A 19,488-nucleotide genomic window follows, 5' to 3' on the forward strand; every position below is an offset into this window, starting at 1 on the left:
ACGAAGAAACAGAGGACATACGTGCTCGACGTCAACTTCTTCGACGAACTGCGCATCGGCCTGGCCACCGCCGAGGGCATCCGCCAGTGGTCGCACGGTGAGGTCAAGAAGCCGGAGACCATCAACTACCGCACCCTGAAGCCGGAGAAGGACGGGCTCTTCTGCGAGAAGATCTTCGGTCCGACCCGGGACTGGGAGTGCTACTGCGGCAAGTACAAGCGCGTCCGGTTCAAGGGCATCATCTGCGAGCGCTGCGGCGTGGAGGTCACGCGCGCCAAGGTGCGTCGTGAGCGGATGGGCCACATCGAGCTGGCCGCGCCGGTCACGCACATCTGGTACTTCAAGGGCGTCCCGAGCCGGCTGGGCTACCTGCTCGACCTGGCTCCGAAGGACCTCGAGAAGATCATCTACTTCGCGGCGTACGTGATCACCTCGGTGAACACCGAGCTGCGGCACAACGACATGTCCACGCTCGAGAACGAGATGAGCGTGGAGCGCCGGCGGATCGAGCAGACCCGCGACGCGGACCTCGAGGCCCGCGCCCAGAAGCTCGAGTCCGACATCGCCGAGCTCGAGGCCGAGGGTGCCAAGGGCGACGTCCGCCGCAAGGTCAAGGACGGCGGCGAGCGGGAGATGCGCCAGCTCCGCGACCGTGCCCAGCGCGAGCTGGACCGGCTCGACGAGATCTGGACGACGTTCACCAAGCTCGACGTCCAGCAGCTCATCGCGGACGAGTCCATCTACCGCGAGCTGTACGACCGCTACGGCGACTACTTCACCGGCGCCATGGGTGCCGAGGCGATCCAGAAGCTCCTGGAGAACTTCGACATCGAGGCCGAGGCCGAGAAGCTGCGCGAGATCATCCGGTCCGGCAAGGGCCAGAAGAAGCTGCGTGCGCTCAAGCGCCTGAAGGTCGTCGCGGCGTTCCAGTCCACCGGCAACTCGCCGATGGGCATGGTGCTCGACTGCGTCCCGGTCATCCCGCCGGACCTGCGCCCGATGGTGCAGCTCGACGGTGGCCGCTTCGCCACGTCGGACCTGAACGACCTGTACCGCCGGGTCATCAACCGGAACAACCGCCTCAAGCGACTGATCGATCTCGGCGCGCCCGAGATCATCGTCAACAACGAGAAGCGGATGCTCCAGGAGTCCGTCGACGCGCTGTTCGACAACGGCCGTCGCGGCCGGCCGGTGACCGGGCCGGGCAACCGCCCGCTCAAGTCGCTGTCCGACCTCCTGAAGGGCAAGCAGGGCCGGTTCCGTCAGAACCTGCTCGGCAAGCGCGTCGACTACTCGGGCCGTTCGGTCATCGTCGTCGGCCCGCAGCTGAAGCTGCACCAGTGCGGTCTGCCCAAGCAGATGGCGCTGGAGCTGTTCAAGCCGTTCGTGATGAAGCGCCTGGTGGATCTCAACCACGCGCAGAACATCAAGTCCGCCAAGCGGATGGTCGAGCGCGGCCGCTCGCAGGTGTGGGACGTGCTCGAGGAGGTCATCTCCGAGCACCCCGTCCTGCTGAACCGTGCGCCGACGCTGCACCGTCTCGGCATCCAGGCCTTCGAGCCGCAGCTGGTCGAGGGCAAGGCCATCCAGCTGCACCCGCTGGTCTGCGAGGCGTTCAACGCGGACTTCGACGGTGACCAGATGGCGGTGCACCTGCCGCTGTCGGCCGAGGCGCAGTCCGAGGCCCGCGTGCTGATGCTGTCCTCGAACAACATCCTGTCCCCGGCGTCCGGCCGCCCGCTGGCGATGCCCCGCCTGGACATGGTGACGGGTCTGTTCCACCTGACCCGGCTGCGCGAGGAGGCCCACGGGGCCGGCAACCACTACGGCTCCTCGGCCGAGGCGATCATGGCCTACGACCGCAAGGTGCTCCACCTGCAGGCGCCGATCAAGATCCGGCTCCCGCAGGTCACGCCGACCGCGGGTGCCGCGGCCGAGACGGTCACCGAGGACGGCGTCTGGACGGCCGACACCACCCTCGGCCGGGTGCTGTTCAACGAGCTGCTCCCGGCGGACTACCCGTTCGTCAACGAGCCGCTGCCGAAGAAGCGCCAGGCGATGATCATCAACGACCTGGCCGAGCGGTACTCGATGACCGAGGTCGCGCAGGTCCTGGACCGCCTCAAGGACGCCGGCTTCTTCTGGGCGACCCGCTCGGGCGTCACCCTGGCGATCGACGACGTCGTCGTCCCGCCGAAGAAGCAGGAGATCCTGGACTCGTACGAGGTCAAGGCCGACCAGATCAACAAGCGCTACCAGCGCGGCGCCCTGTCGCACCAGGAGCGCAACGACGAGATGGTCAAGATCTGGTCGCAGGCCTCGGAGGAGGTCGCGCGGTCCATGGAGGAGAACTTCCCCCAGGACAACCCGATCCCGACGATCGTGCAGTCCGGTGCCGCGGGCAACATGGCCCAGGTCCGCCAGCTGGCGGGCATGAAGGGCCTGGTGGCGAACCCCAAGGGCGAGTACATCCCGCGGCCCATCAAGTCGAACTTCCGCGAGGGCCTGTCGGTGCTGGAGTACTTCATCTCCACGCACGGCACCCGGAAGGGTCTGGCGGACACCGCGCTGCGGACCGCCGACTCGGGGTACCTGACCCGGCGTCTGGTCGACGTCTCGCAGGACGTCATCGTCCGCGAGGTGGACTGCGGCACCGAGCGTGCGATCACCATGCAGGTCACCGAGGAGACGGCCGACGGCCGCCTGATCCCGCACCGGTACCTGCGCACCTCGGTGTACGCCCGTACCTCCGGTGAGGAGGTCACCGCGCCCGACGGCACGGTGATCGTCCGCAAGGGCGACGACCTGGGCGACCCGGCGCTGGACGCGCTGGTCGGTGCCGGCATCCGGCAGATCCGGGTGCGGTCCGCGCTGACCTGCGCCTCGGCGACCGGCATCTGCGGCATGTGCTACGGCCGCTCGATGGCCACCGGCAAGCTGGTGGACGTCGGCGAGGCCGTCGGCATCGTCGCCGCGCAGTCCATCGGTGAGCCGGGTACGCAGCTGACGATGCGTACCTTCCACATCGGTGGTGTGGCCGGCGACGACATCACGACCGGTCTGCCGCGTGTCACCGAGCTCTTCGAGGCCCGGGTGCCGCGGGGCAAGGCGCCGATCGCCGACGTCGACGGGCGCATCCGCATCGAGGACGGCGACCGCTTCTGGAAGATCACGCTGATCCCGGACGACGGCGGCGAGGAAATCGTCTACGAGAAGCTGTCCAAGCGGCAGTGGCTCGGGATGACCTCGGTCGACGGTGCCGAGCGGCCGCTGGCCGACGGCGACCACGTGACGGTCGGTCAGCTGCTCCTCGAGGGCACGGCGGACCCGCACGAGGTGCTGCGCGTCATGGGCCCGCGTGAGGTGCAGCTGCACCTCGTGCGGGAGGTGCAGAAGGTGTACCGCACGCAGAGCGTGGACATCCACGACAAGCACATCGAGGTCATCGTCCGGCAGATGCTCCGCCGGGTGACGATCATCGACTCCGGTGCGACCGAGTTCCTGCCCGGCGCGCTCGCCGAGCGCGGCGAGTTCGAGTCGGAGAACCGCCGGGTCGTCGCCGAGGGCAACGAGCCGGCCTCCGGCCGCCCGGTGCTCATGGGGATCACCAAGGCCTCGCTGGCGACGGAGTCGTGGCTGTCCGCGGCCTCGTTCCAGGAGACCACCCGGATCCTCACCGATGCCGCGATCAACGGAAAGCGCGACAAGCTCGTCGGGCTCAAGGAGAACGTGATCATCGGCAAGCTGATCCCGGCGGGTACCGGCATCAACCGGTACCGGAACATCCAGGTCCAGCCGACCGAGGAGGCCCGCGCGGCCGCCTACGCGCTGCCGAGCTACGACGACGGCTACTACAGCCCCGACGTGTTCGGCACGGGCACCGGTGCCGCGGTGCCGCTGGACGACTACGACTTCGGGCGCGACTACCGCTGATGCGGTGACCGCACCGCGTCCCGCCGCGACGGCGGCGGGACGCGGCCGAGGAGGTCCCGGACGGGGCCGGGCACCGCTCTCCCGTGGCGGTGTCCGGCCCCGTTCGTGCGTTCCGGGCCCGGCCGGTGGTCAGCGCACGCAGTCCGCCCGCAGTGCCGCCCCCAGGTGACCCAGGACGTCGTCGGCCTCGGCGAGCAGCCCGGCCAGCGTCGGGAAGGCGTGCCACATGCCCTCGACGCGCTGGTACTCCACGGTGCCGCCGGCGGCACGGGCCCGCTCGACGAGGGTGTCGGCGTCGTCGACGAGGATCTCGTCCGATCCCGCGACGACGTGCAGCGGCGGCAGCCCGGAGAGGTCGGCGTCGAGCGGGCGGAGCTCGGGTGCCACGACGCCGCCCGGGGCGTAGTCGGCGGCGGCGGACGGCAGCCACGACGGGTCCAGCATCGCGTCGGACGCGGCGTTGCGCGTCATCGCGTCCGCGGTGCAGCCGAGATCGAGCCAGGGGGAGACGAGCCCGACCGAGCCGGGCAGGTCCTCCCCGTCGGCGCGGAGCCGCAGCAGCAGCGCCATGGTCAGGCCACCGCCTGCGGAATCACCGGCGACCGCGATGCGTTCTGCAGGGTGTCCTGCTGCGCGCAGGGCGTGCCAGGCGGCCAGTGCGTCCTCCAGGCCGGCCGGGAACGGGTGCTCCGGTGCCAGGCGGTACTCGGGTGCGTGCACGGGCGTCCCGGTCGCGTGTGCGAGCCCCGCGAGCAGTGGCCGGTGCGAGGCGGCGGACCCCACGAGGTAACCGCCGCCGTGCAGGTAGAGCACACGGTGCGGTCCGAACGGCACGGACGGCGCGACCACCTCGGTGGGGACGCCACCGAGCTCGCCGCGGGCCCGCCGGGTGCCGCGGGGGAGCGGTACCGACGCGCCGACGAGGTCGAGGCCACGACGCCGGACCGGTACGGGTAGTGTCGGTGCGAGCAGTGGCGCGATGAGCGCGCGCGTGGCGAAGCGGTTGACCGCCGTCGGCAGGTGCATACCGGACGGTAACCGGAACACCGGACCCTCGGGGTGACCAGCCGGACCACGTGCGACAGCACCATCGCCCAGCACCGACCCGGCCGCGACGAGCGGCAGACGATCTGCGACGAGCGGGTGAGCCTGCTTGCCAGGCGCCGCTCCGTGCGGCATCGTCGGGTCACATCAGGTCTCCGCAGGGGCACGGCCCCGGCGGATCCGAGGATCTCCGAAGCCCCCGGAGGATCCCGAGGCGGTGTCCGTGACGGACCCGCTTTGACCGTGTCGAAGAGGGCCGAGTACTCTCATGCTCTGCGCTCGACTTCGGTCGGGCCGGTCCGCGTGCCCCGTGGTACTCGGTCCCGGAAAATCATCACCTCCCGGGACCAGGTAGCGCCGCGGTGACGGGCACGGTGGACGTCCCGACAGCCTCCGCGGGGCCCTTCCGGCCACGAGCGTGCACGGGACGACACGCCCGACCTCGGGGTCCGGCGCGACGGTGGCGGAGATCGGAAGCCACCCCGGCGCCCGGATCCCCGGAGCCATCGAGAACGAAGCACGACGAAGAACAGCGACGAGCGACAACAGTCGAGCCACACCTGACGGGAAGAAGTAGACGGTTCATGCCCACGATCCAGCAGCTGGTCCGCAAGGGCCGCGAGGACAAGGTCGCGAAGACCAAGACCGCCGCGCTCAAGGGGAGCCCCCAGCGCCGCGGGGTCTGCACCCGCGTGTACACCACCACCCCGAAGAAGCCGAACTCCGCGCTTCGCAAGGTCGCCCGTGTGCGGCTCTCGAGCGGCATCGAGGTCACCGCCTACATCCCCGGTGAGGGTCACAACCTGCAGGAGCACTCCATCGTGCTGGTGCGCGGTGGCCGAGTGAAGGACCTGCCGGGCGTGCGCTACAAGGTGATCCGCGGCTCGCTGGACACCCAGGGCGTCAAGAACCGCAAGCAGTCCCGCAGCCGGTACGGCGCGAAGAAGGAGAAGAGCTGATGCCCCGCAAGGGCCCCGCCCCGAAGCGTCCGCTGGTCTCGGACCCGGTCTACGGCTCCCCGCTGGTCACCCAGCTGGTGAACAAGATCCTGAAGGACGGCAAGCGCTCGCTGGCCGAGCGCATCGTCTACGCCGCCCTCGAGGGCACCCGTGACAAGACCGGCACCGACCCGGTCGTCACGCTGAAGCGCGCGCTCGACAACGTGAAGCCGGCCCTCGAGGTCCGCAGCCGCCGTGTCGGTGGCGCGACCTACCAGGTCCCGGTCGAGGTCCGTGCCGTCCGGCAGACCACCCTGGGCCTGCGCTGGATCGTCACCTACTCCGGTCAGCGCCGTGAGAAGACCATGGTCGAGCGCCTCATGAACGAGCTGCTCGACGCGAGCAACGGCCTCGGTGCCAGCGTCAAGCGGCGCGAGGACATGCACAAGATGGCGGAGTCGAACCGCGCCTTCGCCCACTACCGCTGGTGACCGGCCGACCGTCGGGCGCCAACTCGCGATCGAGGGAGAGCTGAGCAGTGGCAGCACAGGACGTGCTGACGGACCTCACGAAGGTCCGCAACATCGGCATCATGGCCCACATCGACGCCGGTAAGACCACCACGACCGAGCGGATCCTGTACTACACCGGGATCAACTACAAGCTCGGTGAGGTGCACGACGGCGCCGCCACCATGGACTGGATGGAGGAGGAGCAGAAGCGCGGCATCACGATCACGTCGGCCGCGACGACCTGCTTCTGGAACGACCACCAGATCAACATCATCGACACCCCCGGGCACGTCGACTTCACCGTCGAGGTGGAGCGGTCCCTGCGGGTGCTCGACGGCGCGGTGGCGGTCTTCGACGGCAAGGAGGGGGTCGAGCCGCAGTCCGAGCAGGTCTGGCGGCAGGCCACCAAGTACGACGTCCCCCGCATCTGCTTCGTCAACAAGATGGACAAGCTGGGCGCGGACTTCTACTTCACCGTCCAGACGATCAAGGACCGGCTGAACGCGACGCCGCTGCCCCTGCAGCTGCCGATCGGGTCGGAGTCGGACTTCATCGGTGTCGTCGACCTGGTCGAGATGCGGGCGCTGACCTGGCGTGGCGAGCCCAAGAAGGGCGAGGACTACGCCATCGAGGAGATCCCGGCCGAGCTCAAGGAGCGGGCCGAGGAGTACCGGACCGCGCTCATCGAGGCCGTCGCCGAGACCGACGACGCCCTGATGGAGGCCTACTTCGGCGGCGAGGAGATCTCGGTCGCGCAGATCAAGACCGGTATCCGGAAGCTGGTCACCGACCGCGCCGCCTACCCGGTCCTGTGCGGGTCCGCCTTCAAGAACAAGGGTGTCCAGCCGATGCTGGACGCGGTGATCGACTACCTGCCGTCGCCGTACGACGTGCCGCCGGTCGAGGGCTTCCTCACCGACGGTGAGACCCCGGCGAGCCGCAAGCCGTCGAAGGACGAGCCGTTCTCGGCGCTGGCCTTCAAGATCGCCGCCCACCCGTTCTTCGGCAAGCTGACCTACGTCCGGGTCTACTCGGGCCGGGTCGCGTCGGGCGCGCAGATCATCAACTCGACGAAGGACCGCAAGGAGCGCATCGGGAAGCTCTTCCAGATGCACTCCAACAAGGAGAACCCGGTCGACGAGGCCGTCGCCGGGCACATCTACGCGGTCATCGGTCTGAAGGACACGACCACCGGCGACACGCTCTGCGACTCGCAGAACCCGATCGTCCTCGAGTCGATGACCTTCCCGGACCCGGTCATCCAGGTGGCCGTCGAGCCGAAGTCGAAGGCCGACCAGGAGAAGCTCTCCACGGCGATCCAGAAGCTCGCCGAGGAGGACCCGACGTTCCAGGTCTCCCTGGACGACGAGACCGGCCAGACCATCATCGCCGGCATGGGCGAGCTCCACCTCGAGGTGCTCGTCAACCGGATGAAGTCCGACTTCAAGGTCGAGGCCAACATCGGCAAGCCGCAGGTCGCCTACCGGGAGACCATCCGGCAGCCGGTCACGAAGTACGAGTACACGCACAAGAAGCAGACCGGTGGCTCGGGGCAGTTCGCCCGCGTCATCATCAACCTGGAGCCGCTCACCGGCGGCGACGGTGCGCTGTACGAGTTCGAGAACAAGGTCACCGGTGGCCGCATCCCGCGGGAGTACATCCCGTCGGTGGACGCCGGTGTCCAGGACGCCATGCAGTACGGCATCCAGGCCGGCTACCCCGTGGTCGGCGTGAAGTGCACCCTGCTGGACGGGCAGTACCACGAGGTCGACTCCTCGGAGATGGCCTTCAAGGTCGCCGGTTCGATGGTGTTCAAGGAGGCGGCCCGCAAGGCGAGCCCCGCCATCCTCGAGCCGATGATGGCCGTCGAGGTCACCACCCCCGAGGACTACATGGGTGACGTCATCGGCGACCTGAACTCCCGTCGTGGTCAGGTCCAGGCCATGGAGGAGCGGGCCGGCGCCCGCGTCGTCAAGGCGCTCGTGCCGCTGTCCGAGATGTTCGGCTACGTCGGTGACCTCCGGTCGCGGACCCAGGGCCGGGCGAACTACACGATGGTCTTCGACTCGTACGCCGAGGTTCCGGCGAACGTGGCCAAGGAGATCATCGCGAAGGCGACGGGCGAGTAAGTCTCGCAACGAGGGCCGGTCGGTACCCAGTCCGACCTGCTCGGAGGGAGCGGTCCGCGGATCTGTAAGGTCCGCGGCCCGCACCTCACACCCACAGACCTGCCGTCAGCACGGCGGAGAAGAAGACAAGAGTCCAGGAGGACCCAGCAGTGGCGAAGGCGAAGTTCGAGCGGACCAAGCCGCACGTCAACATCGGCACCATCGGTCACATCGACCACGGCAAGACCACGCTGACGGCGGCCATCACCAAGGTTCTGCACGACAAGTACCCGAACCTCAACGAGGCTTCGGCGTTCGACATGATCGACAAGGCGCCGGAAGAGCGCCAGCGCGGTATCACGATCTCCATCGCGCACGTCGAGTACCAGACCGAGAAGCGGCACTACGCGCACGTCGACTGCCCCGGGCACGCCGACTACGTGAAGAACATGATCACCGGTGCCGCCCAGATGGACGGCGCGATCCTGGTGGTCGCCGCGACCGACGGCCCGATGCCCCAGACCCGCGAGCACGTGCTGCTCGCGCGTCAGGTCGGCGTGCCGTACATCGTCGTCGCCCTGAACAAGGCGGACATGGTCGACGACGAGGAGATCATGGAGCTCGTCGAGATGGAGGTCCGTGAGCTCCTCTCGGACCAGGACTACCCGGGAGACGACCTCCCGATCGTCCGCGTCTCGGCGCTCAAGGCCCTCGAGGGCGACGAGCAGTGGGCCAACGCGATCGTCGAGCTGATGGACGCCGTCGACGAGGCGATCCCGGAGCCCGAGCGCGACATCGAGAAGCCGTTCCTCATGCCGGTCGAGGACGTCTTCACGATCACCGGTCGCGGCACGGTCGTCACCGGCCGTGTCGAGCGGGGCATCGTGAAGGTCAACGAGACCGTCGACATCGTCGGGATCCGCCCGAACAAGACCTCGACCACCGTCACCGGTGTCGAGATGTTCCGGAAGATCCTCGACGAGGGGCGTGCCGGCGAGAACGTCGGCCTGCTGCTCCGCGGCATCAAGCGCGAGGACGTCGAGCGCGGCCAGGTCGTCGTGAAGCCGGGTTCGATCACCCCGCACACCGAGTTCGAGGGCCAGGTCTACATCCTGGGCAAGGACGAGGGCGGCCGTCACACCCCGTTCTTCAACAACTACCGTCCGCAGTTCTACTTCCGGACGACCGACGTGACCGGTGTGGTGACCCTCCCGCAGGGCACCGAGATGGTCATGCCGGGTGACAACACCACCATGAGCGTTCAGCTGATCCAGCCGATCGCCATGGAGGAGGGCCTGCAGTTCGCCATCCGTGAGGGTGGTCGTACCGTGGGCGCCGGTCAGGTCACCAAGATCAACGCGTGAGGTCGCGGGGCTGCTCCGAGGTGAGCAGCCCCGCTACCCACCCCCCGGTCGAGGGTGCCGCACAGCGGTGTGTCATCCTTGACGGGTTGCACGATGAGCATGGCGCGTGGAAGCGCCGCCTCTGTTCCCGGTCCTCCGGTAGTTCAGGAGTCGCGCTCCACGCGCCATGTTCGTTGTGAGCCCCGAGTTCGTCGTTCCCGTCCCGGTCAGCCGGTGTCGGGCAGCGGGATCGGGGAGATCCAACGACATGCCCGCCCCACAGGGGGTGGGACGCGGTGACCCGGGTAGAACCATGAGGGTCGGGTGCGACACGCCCGACCGCGTGGACCGGAGAGCCCCGGCAGGAAGCCGGTTCCAGGCGACTGGAGCCGCTCCGGGCCGACAGACCTGAACAGAGCACGGGCCGCAGCCGGCCGCGTCCCGGGGATCCCCCGGTGGCAGCACGGCGCGAGTTCTTACGGGGCCGAACCGCGACACCCCCGCGGCAGGAAGAAGAGGACGACCGACGACCATGGCGGGACAGAAGATCCGCATCAGGCTCAAGGCCTATGACCACGAGGCAATCGACGCGTCTGCTCGCAAGATCGTGGAGACCGTGACGCGCACCGGTGCCCGGGTCGTCGGCCCCGTGCCGCTGCCTACCGAGAAGAACGTGTACTGCGTCATCCGCTCGCCGCACAAGTACAAGGACTCGCGCGAGCACTTCGAGATGCGCACGCACAAGCGGCTGATCGACATTCTCGACCCGACGCCGAAGACGGTCGACGCGCTCATGCGCATCGACCTCCCGGCGAGCGTCGACGTCAACATCCAGTAGGCGTGGGGGCGACGATGACTGCAGTGAACAAGAAGACGGCCGCCACGAAGCAGGCCAGGAACATCACCGGGGTCCTGGGCACCAAGCTCGGGATGACCCAGGTGTTCGACGACAACAACCGCGTCGTGCCGGTCACGGTGGTCCAGGTCGGGCCGAACGTCGTGACCCAGGTGCGCTCGGAGGAGTCCGACGGCTACACCGCCGTCCAGCTGGCCTACGGGGCCATCGACCCGCGCAAGGTGAACAAGCCGGAGACCGGCCACTTCGCCAAGGCCGGCGTCACCCCCCGTCGCCACCTCCTCGAGCTCCGCACCGCCGACGCGGCCGACTACACGCCGGGCCAGGAGATCACCGCGGAGGCCTTCGCGGAGATCGCCGAGGTCGACGTGGTCGGAGTGACCAAGGGCAAGGGCTTCGCCGGTGTCATGAAGCGGCACGGCTTCGCCGGCCTGGGCGCCTCGCACGGCACCCAGCGCAAGCACCGCTCGCCGGGCTCGATCGGCGGCTGCGCCACCCCGGGCCGCGTGTTCAAGGGCGTGCGGATGGCCGGCCGGATGGGCTCCGAGCGCCAGACCACGCAGAACCTCAAGGTTCACCGCGTGGACGCCGAGCGCGGCCTGCTGCTCATCAAGGGCGCGGTCCCCGGTGCCCGTGGTGGCCTCGTCGTGGTGAAGACCCCCGCGAAGGGTGATGGCAAGTGAGCACCGTTCAGATCAAGACGCCGGAGGGCGCCGCAGGTGGCAGCGTCGAGCTGCCCGACCACGTCTTCGACGTGACGGCGAACATCGCCCTCATGCACCAGGTCGTGACCGCGCAGCTGAACGCGGCGCGCCAGGGCTCGCACGACACCAAGACCCGCGGCGAGGTCCGCGGTGGTGGCAAGAAGCCGTACCGGCAGAAGGGCACCGGCCGCGCCCGTCAGGGTTCGGTCCGCGCGCCGCAGTTCGCCGGTGGTGGCACCGTGCACGGCCCGACGCCGCGGGACTACTCGCAGCGGACCCCGAAGAAGATGAAGGCCGCCGCCCTGCGCGGTGCCCTCTCGGACCGGGCCCGCGCCGGCCGCGTCCACGTCGTGTCCGCTCTGGTCGAGGGTGACACCCCGTCGACCAAGGCCGCCCGCAAGACCCTCGAGGTCCTGCTGCCGGAGGCCGGTGCGAGCCGCGTGCTCGTCGTCGTCGAGCGGACGGCGGAGACCGCGCTGCTGAGCCTGCGCAACCTGCCGCAGGTCCACATGATCGCGCCGGACCAGCTGAACACCCACGACGTGCTCGTCAACGACGTCGTCGTGTTCACGCAGACGGCGCTGGACGATTTCCTGTCCGGCCCCATCGCCACGCCGAAGGCCGCGAGCCGCCGGGCTGCCGCTGAGGAGGGCGAGAAGTGATCACGGACCCGCGGGACGTGTTGCTCGCGCCGGTCGTCTCGGAGAAGAGCTACGGGCTGCTCGACGAGCGCCAGTACACCTTCGTCGTGGCACCCGACGCGAACAAGACCCAGATCAAGATCGCCGTGGAGAAGGTGTTCGGGGTCAAGGTGACCAGCGTGAACACGCTGAACCGCCCGGGCAAGCGCAAGCGCTCCCGCACCGGCTACGGCAAGCGCAAGGACACCAAGCGCGCGATCGTCACGCTCTCCGAGGAGAGCAAGGCGATCGACGTGTTCGGTGGCCAGGCGAGCTGAGGGAGCGAGCAGACCCATGGCCATTCGTAAGTACAAGCCGACGACCTCCGGTCGCCGCGGCTCCAGTGTCTCGGACTTCGCCGAGATCACCCGGGACCACCCGGAGAAGTCGCTGCTGCGTCCGCTGCACAACAAGGGCGGCCGCAACGCCCACGGCCGGATCACCACCCGGCACCAGGGTGGCGGCCACAAGCGGGCCTACCGCCTGATCGACTTCCGTCGCAACGACAAGGACGGGATCCCGGCGAAGGTCGCTCACATCGAGTACGACCCGAACCGCACCTCGCGGATCGCGCTGCTGCACTACGCGGACGGGGAGAAGCGCTACATCATCGCCCCGGCCCGCCTGAAGCAGGGCGACCCGATCGAGAACGGCCCCCGGGCCGACATCAAGGTGGGCAACAACCTGCCGCTGCGCAACATCCCGACGGGCACCGTGGTGCACGCGATCGAGCTCCGCCCCGGTGGCGGCGCGAAGATCGCGCGCTCGGCCGGCGCCGGCGTCCAGCTGGTCGCCAAGGACGGGCCCTACGCGCAGCTGCGGATGCCCTCCGGCGAGATCCGCAACGTCGACGTGCGCTGCCGCGCGACCGTCGGCGAGGTCGGCAACTCGGAGCACGCCAACATCAACTGGGGCAAGGCCGGCCGCATGCGGTGGAAGGGCAAGCGCCCGACCGTCCGTGGTGTCGTCATGAACCCGGTGGACCACCCGCACGGTGGTGGTGAGGGCAAGACCTCCGGTGGCCGGCACCCGGTCAACCCGGCCGGTACCCCCGAGGGCCGCACCCGTCGCAACAAGCCCTCCGACAAGTTGATCGTCCGCCGGCGCCGTACCGGCAAGAAGCGCTGAGCAGGGAGGTAAAGATGCCGCGCAGCCTGAAGAAGGGCCCCTTCGTGGACGACCACCTGCTCAAGAAGGTGGACGCCCTCAACGAGTCCGGCAAGAAGACCGTCATCCGCACGTGGTCCCGACGGTCCACCGTCATCCCGGACATGATCGGTCACACGATCGCCGTGCACGACGGCCGCAAGCACGTCCCGGTGTTCGTGTCCGACTCGATGGTCGGGCACAAGCTGGGGGAGTTCGCCCCCACGCGGACCTTCCGGGGTCACATCAAGGACGACCGCAAGGCACGTCGGCGCTAGAAGCCGGCCCGAGTAGCGACAAGGAGAGGTGGAGGAAATGGCAGACACTGCCGAGACCACCGGCGCCGTGCTCGAGCCGACTCGTGCGCGTGCCGTGGCACGGTTCGTCCGTAGCTCGCCGATGAAGACCCGCCGCGTCGTGGACCTGGTCCGCGGCCTGCCGGTGTCCGAGGCGCTCGCGATCCTGCGGTTCTCGCCGCAGTCGGCTGCGGAGCCCGTGGCGAAGGTCGTGGCCAGCGCCGCGGCCAACGCGGAGAACAACCTGGACCTGGACCCGGACACCCTCGTGGTGGCCGTGGCGATGGTCGACGAGGGCCCGACGCTGAAGCGCATCCGTCCGCGTGCCCAGGGGCGCGCCTACCGGATCCGCAAGCGGACGAGCCACATCACCATCGAGGTCGAGTCGGTCCCCGCGAAGGCCGGCCGTCGTGGTGCGAAGGGGAGGGCCCGCTGATGGGGCAGAAGATCAACCCGCACGGCTTCCGCCTGGGCATCACCACGGACTGGAAGTCGCGCTGGTACGCGGACAAGCAGTACTCGGAGTACGTGAAGGAGGACGTCGAGATCCGCAAGATGCTCTCCAAGGGCATGGAGCGGGCCGGCATCTCCAAGGTCGAGATCGAGCGGACCCGGGACCGCGTGCGGGTGGACATCCACACCGCCCGTCCGGGCATCGTGATCGGCCGCCGCGGCGCCGAGGCCGACCGCATCCGGGGCAACCTGGAGAAGCTGACGAAGAAGCAGGTCCAGCTGAACATCCTCGAGGTCAAGGCCTCGGAGTCCGACGCACAGCTCGTCGCGCAGGGCGTGGCGGAGCAGCTGTCGAATCGTGTCGCCTTCCGGCGTGCGATGCGCAAGGCCATCCAGTCGGCCATGCGCAGCCCGCAGGTCAAGGGCATCCGGGTCCAGTGCTCCGGCCGGCTCGGCGGCGCCGAGATGTCGCGGTCGGAGTTCTACCGCGAGGGTCGGGTCCCGCTGCACACGCTGCGCGCGGACATCGACTACGGCCTGTTCGAGGCCCGGACCTCCTTCGGCCGGATCGGCGTGAAGGTCTGGATCTACAAGGGTGACGTCGTCGGTGGCCGCCGTGAGGGCGCGCCCGCCGCCGAGGCGCCGGGGCGCGGTCCGCGCCGCGAGCGTCCGGCCCGTCGTCGCTCGGGTGCCTCGGGCACGACCGCGACCAGCACCGAGGCCGGGCGTGCCGCGCAGAGCGGCGGCCAGGGCGGCGCCTCCACGGCGACCGCCGAGGCGCCGGCCTCCGGTGAGAACCAGAGCAACGGTGGGGAGAGCTGACAGATGCTGATCCCACGCAAGGTCAAGCACCGCAAGCAGCACCGGCCCAAGCGCAAGGGCATGGCCAGCGGCGGTACCGCGGTCACCTTCGGTGACTGGGGCATCCAGGCGCTGGAGCCGGCCTACGTGACGAACCGGCAGATCGAGTCCGCACGTATCGCCATCAACCGGCACATCCGGCGTGGCGGGAAGATCTGGATCAACGTCTTCCCGGACATCCCGATGACCAAGAAGCCCGCCGAGGTCCGCATGGGCTCCGGTAAGGGTTCGCCGGAGAAGTGGGTCACGAACGTGAAGCCCGGCCGGGTGCTGTTCGAGATGACCTTCCCGAACAAGGAGACGGCCCACGAGGCACTTCGCCGGGCCATCCACAAGCTGCCCATGAAGTGCCGGATCGTGTCCCGTGAGGGTGGTGACATCTGATGGCGAGCGCTGGCAACACCAAGGCGGCCGAGCTGCGCGAGCTCTCCGACGAGGAGCTGGTCGTGCGCGTCCGGGAGGCCAAGGAGGAGCTGTTCAACCTCCGCTTCCAGATGGCCACCGGGCAGCTGGACAACAACCGGCGGCTGCGGGCCGTCCGCCACGACATCGCGCGGGTCTACACCGTCATGCGCGAGCGTGAGCTGGGCCTTTCCGCTGCGCCGATCGAGAGTGAGGGCGCAGCATGAGCGAGGGCGTGAGCGACGACGTGCGCTCGCCGGCCGACGACGCGACCGCGGCGAGCAAGCCGCAGTCCGCGCACGTCAAGCCGGAGGGGCAGCGCGGCGAGCGCAAGGTCCGCGAGGGCCTGGTCGTGTCCGACAAGATGGACAAGACCGTGGTCGTCTCGCTGGAGGACCGGGTCAAGCACCCGCGTTACAGCAAGGTCATCCGCCGGACCAGCAAGGTCAAGGCGCACGACGAGGGCAACACGGCCGGCATCGGTGACCGTGTCCGCCTCATGGAGACCCGTCCGCTGTCGGCGACCAAGCGCTGGCGGCTGGTGGAGATCCTCGAGAAGGCCAAGTAGGAGTCACAGTGATCCAGCAGGAGTCGCGGCTGCGCGTCGCCGACAACACCGGTGCCAAGGAGATCCTGTGCATCCGGGTGCTGGGCGGCTCCGCGCGGCGCTACGCCGGGATCGGCGACGTCATCGTCGCTACGGTCAAGGAAGCCATCCCCGGCGCAGGTGTCAAGCGTGGTGACGTCGTCAAGGCGGTCATCGTGCGCACCAAGAAGGAGAAGCGCCGTCCCGACGGCAGCTACATCCGATTCGACGAGAACGCCGCCGTCCTCATCAAGGCGGACAACGGACCCCGAGGGACCCGTATCTTCGGCCCGGTCGGGCGCGAGCTGCGCGACCGCAAGTTCATGAGGATCATCTCCCTCGCTCCGGAGGTGCTCTGATCATGAAGGCGAAGATGAAGGTGAAGAAGGGCGACACCGTGCAGGTGATCGCCGGCAAGGACAAGGGCGCGACGGGCAAGGTCATCGCGGCCTACCCGGACCGTGAGCGCGTGCTGGTCGAGGGCGTGAACCGGATCAAGAAGCACACCCGGATCAGCCAGAACCAGCGTGGCGCCGAGAGCGGCGGGATCGTCACGCAGGAGGCGGCCATCCACGTCTCGAACGTGATGGTCGTCGACTCGGACGGCAAGCCGACCCGGATCGGCAAGAAGGTCGTCGAGAACGAGGACGGCACGACCCGCCGGGTCCGGATCTCCAAGCGCAACGGGAAGGAGATCTGAGATGACCGCTCCGACCACCGAGATCCCGCGTCTCAAGCAGCGTTACCGTGACGACATCCTCGGCTCCCTGCGCGAGGAGTTCGGCTACACGAACGTCATGCAGATCCCCGGCCTGACCAAGGTCGTGGTGAACATGGGTGTCGGCGACGCCGCCCGGGACTCCAAGCTGATCGACGGCGCGCTGCGCGACCTGGCCACCATCACCGGTCAGAAGCCGCAGCTGCGCCGCGCGACCAAGTCGATCGCGCAGTTCAAGCTGCGCGAGGGGATGCCCATCGGCGCGAAGGTGACCCTGCGCAACGACCGCATGTGGGAGTTCCTGGACCGGCTGCTGACCATCGCGCTGCCGCGTATCCGGGACTTCCGGGGCCTGAGCGGCGACCAGTTCGACGGTCGCGGGAACTACACGTTCGGGCTGAACGAGCAGTCGATGTTCCACGAGATCGACCCGGACACCATCGACCGGCCGCGGGGCATGGACATCACGGTCGTGACCACCGCGACCACCAACGCCGAAGGCCGGGCGCTGCTGCGCCACCTGGGCTTCCCGTTCAAGGAGAGCTGAGCGAATGGCGAAGAAGGCGCTCATCAACAAGGCGAACGCGAAGCCGAAGTTCGGCGTGCGGGGTTACACCCGCTGCCAGAAGTGCGGCCGTCCGCGTGCCGTCTTCCGCAAGTTCGGCCTCTGCCGCGTGTGCCTGCGCGACATGGCCCACGCCGGCGAGCTGCCGGGTGTGAGCAAGTCCAGCTGGTGATCCGCAGGCCCCGCACCGGCGGGGCCCGGGTCGACCCGATCGCCGAAGGCCCGCGCCGGCGCGGTGCCCCTCCACGGGGGCACCGCGCCGGGCCGCGAGGAACCACGGCGGGAAAGAGACATACACCATGACGATGACCGATCCGATCGCAGACATGCTGACCCGTCTGCGGAACGCGAACTCGGCCTACCACGACCGCGTCGTGATGCCGCACTCCAAGCTGAAGGTCTCCATCGCGGAGATCCTGCAGAAGGAGGGCTACATCGCGGCCCACCACACCGAGGACGCCGAGGTCGGCAAGTCCCTGGTGGTCGAGCTGAAGTACGGCCGCAACCGTGAGCGGAGCATCGCCGGCCTGCGCCGGGTCTCCAAGCCCGGTCTGCGCGTGTACGCGAAGTCGACGAACCTGCCGCGGGTCCTGGGTGGCCTCGGCGTGGCGATCATCTCGACCTCGCGGGGTCTGATGACCGACCAGCAGGCCTACCGGAGCGGCGTTGGCGGGGAAGTCCTCGCCTACGCCTGGTGAGAAAGGGGTAACGAACGATGTCCCGCATCGGAAAGCTGCCCGTCACCGTCCCGTCCGGCGTGGAGATCACCATCGACGGCCGCACGGTCACCGCGAAGGGCCCCAAGGGCACCCTGTCGCACACCGTCATCGAGCCGATCACGGTCGAGCGCGACGACGACGGCGCGGTGCTGGTCCAGCGTCCTGACGAGGAGCGCGAGACCCGGGCCTTCCACGGCCTGTCCCGCTCGCTCGTGAACAACATCGTCGTCGGCGTCAGCGCCGGCTACGAGAAGAAGCTGGAGATCCACGGCGTGGGTTACCGGGTGCAGCTCAAGGGCGCGAACCTCGAGTTCTCCCTGGGCTACTCGCACCCGGTCGTCATCGAGCCGGCGGAGGGCATCTCCTTCGCGGTCGAGTCGCCGACCCGGTTCTCGGTCTCCGGCATCGACAAGCAGCTGGTCGGCGAAACCGCCGCGAACATCCGGAAGCTGCGCCGTCCCGACCCGTACAAGGGCAAGGGCGTGCGGTACGCCGGCGAGCAGGTCCGCCGCAAGGTCGGAAAGACGGGTAAGTGATGGCCGAGACGAACGAGACCGTGTCGGGTGCCGCCCGTCGGCGGATGGCGTCCCAGGTTGCGCGCAAGCGCCGCGACTCGCGCATCCGTCGGCACGCCCGGCTCCGCAAGAAGATCTCCGGTACGCCGGTCCGCCCGCGTCTGGCGGTCAACCGCTCCTCGCGGCACATCACCGTCCAGCTGATCGACGACCTCGCCGGGCACACCCTGGCGCACGCGTCCAGCCTGGACGTCGAGGTGCGCACGGTGGACGGCGACAAGAAGGCCAAGGCGGCCAAGGTCGGCGAGCTCATCGCAGCCCGGGCCAAGGCCGCCGGCGTCTCCGCGGTCGTGTTCGACCGTGGGGGCCTCGCCTACCACGGGCGGATCGCGGCTCTGGCCGACGCCGCCCGCGAGGGGGGCCTGGAGTTCTGATGAAGACGCAGACCATGCACGGAACTGAAGGGATCGTCTGATGCCGGGACGTACGCGGCGTGACGGCGGAGGGCCCGGCGGCGGTAGCAACGACAACCGCAACAGCCGGGACCGCCGGGACGGTGGCCGTGGCGGGGCGGCCCAGGACAAGACCCCGTACATCGAGCGGCTGGTCACGATCAACCGCGTGGCCAAGGTCGTCAAGGGCGGCCGCCGGTTCAGCTTCACCGCGCTGATGATCGTCGGCGACGGCGACGGCCTGGTGGGCGTCGGCTACGGCAAGGCCAAGGAGGTGCCGGCCGCGATCGCCAAGGGCGTCGAGGAGGCGAAGAAGAACTTCTTCCGCGTCCCGCGCATCGGCGGCACGATCGTGCACCGCGTGCAGGGTGAGGACGCCGCTGGCGTCGTTCTCCTGCGTCCGGCGTCGCCGGGTACCGGTGTCATCGCCGGTGGCCCGGTCCGCGCGGTGCTGGAGTGCGCCGGCATCTCGGACATCCTGTCCAAGTCGCTCGGCTCCGACAACGCGATCAACATCGTGCACGCCACGGTGGCCGCGCTGAAGTCGGTGCAGCGTCCGGAGGAGGTGGCGGCCCGCCGTGGCCTGCCGCTCGAGGACGTCGCCCCGCATAGCATGATGCGTCGGCGGGCCGAGGCCGACGCGGCGAGGGTGTGAGC

25 protein-coding genes are annotated in these 19,488 nt (G+C 69.0%); 24 read left to right on the plus strand and 1 reads right to left on the minus strand.

What is annotated here, in order from left to right:
* Window positions 1–21 precede the first annotated feature (21 nt).
* Window positions 22–3,933 carry a DNA-directed RNA polymerase subunit beta' gene (locus PP1_RS20615; protein WP_010232379.1) on the plus strand — a complete coding sequence of 1,304 codons (3,912 nt, stop codon included), beginning with the start codon at window positions 22–24 and terminating at the stop codon, window positions 3,931–3,933.
* 129 nt (window positions 3,934–4,062) lie between these two features.
* Here PP1_RS20615 and PP1_RS20620 read toward each other — a convergent pair whose 3' ends face one another.
* Complete coding sequence (locus tag PP1_RS20620) at window positions 4,063–4,959, minus strand: alpha/beta hydrolase (RefSeq protein ID WP_010232378.1); 897 nt, start codon at window positions 4,957–4,959, stop codon at window positions 4,063–4,065.
* A gap of 602 nt (window positions 4,960–5,561) precedes the next feature.
* On the opposite strand from PP1_RS20620, the gene rpsL reads away from it, so the two are divergent.
* From rpsL to rpsE, 23 genes are all read left to right on the plus strand, one after another.
* Window positions 5,562–5,936, plus strand: a complete 375-nt coding sequence (gene rpsL, locus PP1_RS20625; RefSeq protein ID WP_010232377.1) for a 30S ribosomal protein S12 — start codon at window positions 5,562–5,564, stop codon at window positions 5,934–5,936.
* Window positions 5,936–6,406: a 30S ribosomal protein S7 gene (gene rpsG / locus PP1_RS20630; RefSeq protein ID WP_010232376.1), complete on the plus strand. Its 471-nt coding sequence runs from the start codon at window positions 5,936–5,938 to the stop codon at window positions 6,404–6,406. Before rpsL ends, rpsG begins: the two co-directional genes overlap by 1 nt.
* A 47-nt stretch (window positions 6,407–6,453) precedes the next feature.
* Window positions 6,454–8,556: an elongation factor G gene (fusA, locus tag PP1_RS20635; protein WP_010232374.1), complete on the plus strand. Its 2,103-nt coding sequence runs from the start codon at window positions 6,454–6,456 to the stop codon at window positions 8,554–8,556.
* 149 nt (window positions 8,557–8,705) lie between these two features.
* Window positions 8,706–9,899 (plus strand): elongation factor Tu, encoded by a 1,194-nt coding sequence (tuf, locus tag PP1_RS20640; protein ID WP_010232372.1) that lies wholly within the window; start codon window positions 8,706–8,708, stop codon window positions 9,897–9,899.
* Window positions 9,900–10,410: 511 nt separating this feature from the next.
* A complete protein-coding gene (gene rpsJ / locus PP1_RS20645) occupies window positions 10,411–10,716 on the plus strand; it encodes a 30S ribosomal protein S10 (protein WP_003938093.1) in 306 nt (101 codons plus the stop codon).
* Window positions 10,717–10,730: 14 nt separating this feature from the next.
* Window positions 10,731–11,417 carry a 50S ribosomal protein L3 gene (gene rplC / locus PP1_RS20650; protein WP_050802408.1) on the plus strand — a complete coding sequence of 229 codons (687 nt, stop codon included), beginning with the start codon at window positions 10,731–10,733 and terminating at the stop codon, window positions 11,415–11,417.
* Window positions 11,414–12,100, plus strand: a complete 687-nt coding sequence (rplD, locus tag PP1_RS20655) for a 50S ribosomal protein L4 (protein WP_010232351.1) — start codon at window positions 11,414–11,416, stop codon at window positions 12,098–12,100. Before rplC ends, rplD begins: the two co-directional genes overlap by 4 nt.
* A complete protein-coding gene (gene rplW / locus PP1_RS20660; RefSeq protein ID WP_010232350.1) occupies window positions 12,097–12,396 on the plus strand; it encodes a 50S ribosomal protein L23 in 300 nt (99 codons plus the stop codon). The genes rplD and rplW overlap by 4 nt, the downstream gene beginning before the upstream one ends.
* Before the next feature lie 16 nt (window positions 12,397–12,412).
* Entirely contained in the window at window positions 12,413–13,246 is an 834-nt protein-coding gene (rplB, locus tag PP1_RS20665) for a 50S ribosomal protein L2 (RefSeq protein ID WP_010232349.1), read from the plus strand.
* Window positions 13,247–13,260: 14 nt separating this feature from the next.
* Window positions 13,261–13,542, plus strand: coding sequence for a 30S ribosomal protein S19 (rpsS, locus tag PP1_RS20670; RefSeq protein ID WP_010232348.1), 282 nt, complete (start codon window positions 13,261–13,263; stop codon window positions 13,540–13,542).
* Window positions 13,543–13,579: 37 nt separating this feature from the next.
* Complete coding sequence (gene rplV, locus PP1_RS20675; RefSeq protein WP_010232347.1) at window positions 13,580–13,996, plus strand: 50S ribosomal protein L22; 417 nt, start codon at window positions 13,580–13,582, stop codon at window positions 13,994–13,996.
* Window positions 13,996–14,835: a 30S ribosomal protein S3 gene (gene rpsC / locus PP1_RS20680; protein ID WP_075297572.1), complete on the plus strand. Its 840-nt coding sequence runs from the start codon at window positions 13,996–13,998 to the stop codon at window positions 14,833–14,835. The genes rplV and rpsC overlap by 1 nt, the downstream gene beginning before the upstream one ends.
* A 3-nt stretch (window positions 14,836–14,838) precedes the next feature.
* Complete coding sequence (gene rplP / locus PP1_RS20685; RefSeq protein ID WP_010228475.1) at window positions 14,839–15,258, plus strand: 50S ribosomal protein L16; 420 nt, start codon at window positions 14,839–14,841, stop codon at window positions 15,256–15,258.
* On the plus strand, window positions 15,258–15,503 hold the full coding sequence (gene rpmC, locus PP1_RS20690) for a 50S ribosomal protein L29 (RefSeq protein WP_010228477.1): 246 nt from the start codon (window positions 15,258–15,260) through the stop codon (window positions 15,501–15,503). Before rplP ends, rpmC begins: the two co-directional genes overlap by 1 nt.
* Complete coding sequence (gene rpsQ / locus PP1_RS20695; RefSeq protein WP_082398774.1) at window positions 15,500–15,844, plus strand: 30S ribosomal protein S17; 345 nt, start codon at window positions 15,500–15,502, stop codon at window positions 15,842–15,844. Before rpmC ends, rpsQ begins: the two co-directional genes overlap by 4 nt.
* A gap of 8 nt (window positions 15,845–15,852) precedes the next feature.
* Entirely contained in the window at window positions 15,853–16,221 is a 369-nt protein-coding gene (rplN, locus tag PP1_RS20700; protein WP_010228481.1) for a 50S ribosomal protein L14, read from the plus strand.
* Window positions 16,222–16,235: 14 nt separating this feature from the next.
* Window positions 16,236–16,562 carry a 50S ribosomal protein L24 gene (rplX, locus tag PP1_RS20705; protein WP_010228482.1) on the plus strand — a complete coding sequence of 109 codons (327 nt, stop codon included), beginning with the start codon at window positions 16,236–16,238 and terminating at the stop codon, window positions 16,560–16,562.
* A 1-nt stretch (window position 16,563) separates the two neighbouring features.
* A complete protein-coding gene (gene rplE / locus PP1_RS20710) occupies window positions 16,564–17,127 on the plus strand; it encodes a 50S ribosomal protein L5 (protein ID WP_010228484.1) in 564 nt (187 codons plus the stop codon).
* A 4-nt stretch (window positions 17,128–17,131) separates the two neighbouring features.
* Entirely contained in the window at window positions 17,132–17,317 is a 186-nt protein-coding gene (locus PP1_RS20715) for a type Z 30S ribosomal protein S14 (RefSeq protein WP_010228486.1), read from the plus strand.
* Window positions 17,318–17,444: 127 nt separating this feature from the next.
* Entirely contained in the window at window positions 17,445–17,843 is a 399-nt protein-coding gene (gene rpsH / locus PP1_RS20720; RefSeq protein ID WP_010228487.1) for a 30S ribosomal protein S8, read from the plus strand.
* Between the two features lie 17 nt (window positions 17,844–17,860).
* Window positions 17,861–18,400 carry a 50S ribosomal protein L6 gene (rplF, locus tag PP1_RS20725; RefSeq protein WP_010228489.1) on the plus strand — a complete coding sequence of 180 codons (540 nt, stop codon included), beginning with the start codon at window positions 17,861–17,863 and terminating at the stop codon, window positions 18,398–18,400.
* Between the two features lie 44 nt (window positions 18,401–18,444).
* Window positions 18,445–18,813, plus strand: a complete 369-nt coding sequence (rplR, locus tag PP1_RS20730) for a 50S ribosomal protein L18 (protein WP_227012851.1) — start codon at window positions 18,445–18,447, stop codon at window positions 18,811–18,813.
* Window positions 18,814–18,853: 40 nt separating this feature from the next.
* Window positions 18,854–19,486, plus strand: coding sequence for a 30S ribosomal protein S5 (rpsE, locus tag PP1_RS20735; RefSeq protein WP_010228493.1), 633 nt, complete (start codon window positions 18,854–18,856; stop codon window positions 19,484–19,486).
* Window positions 19,487–19,488 lie beyond the last annotated feature (2 nt).

This window comes from Pseudonocardia sp. P1 (assembly GCF_000178675.2).
GTDB lineage: Bacteria > Actinomycetota > Actinomycetes > Mycobacteriales > Pseudonocardiaceae > Pseudonocardia.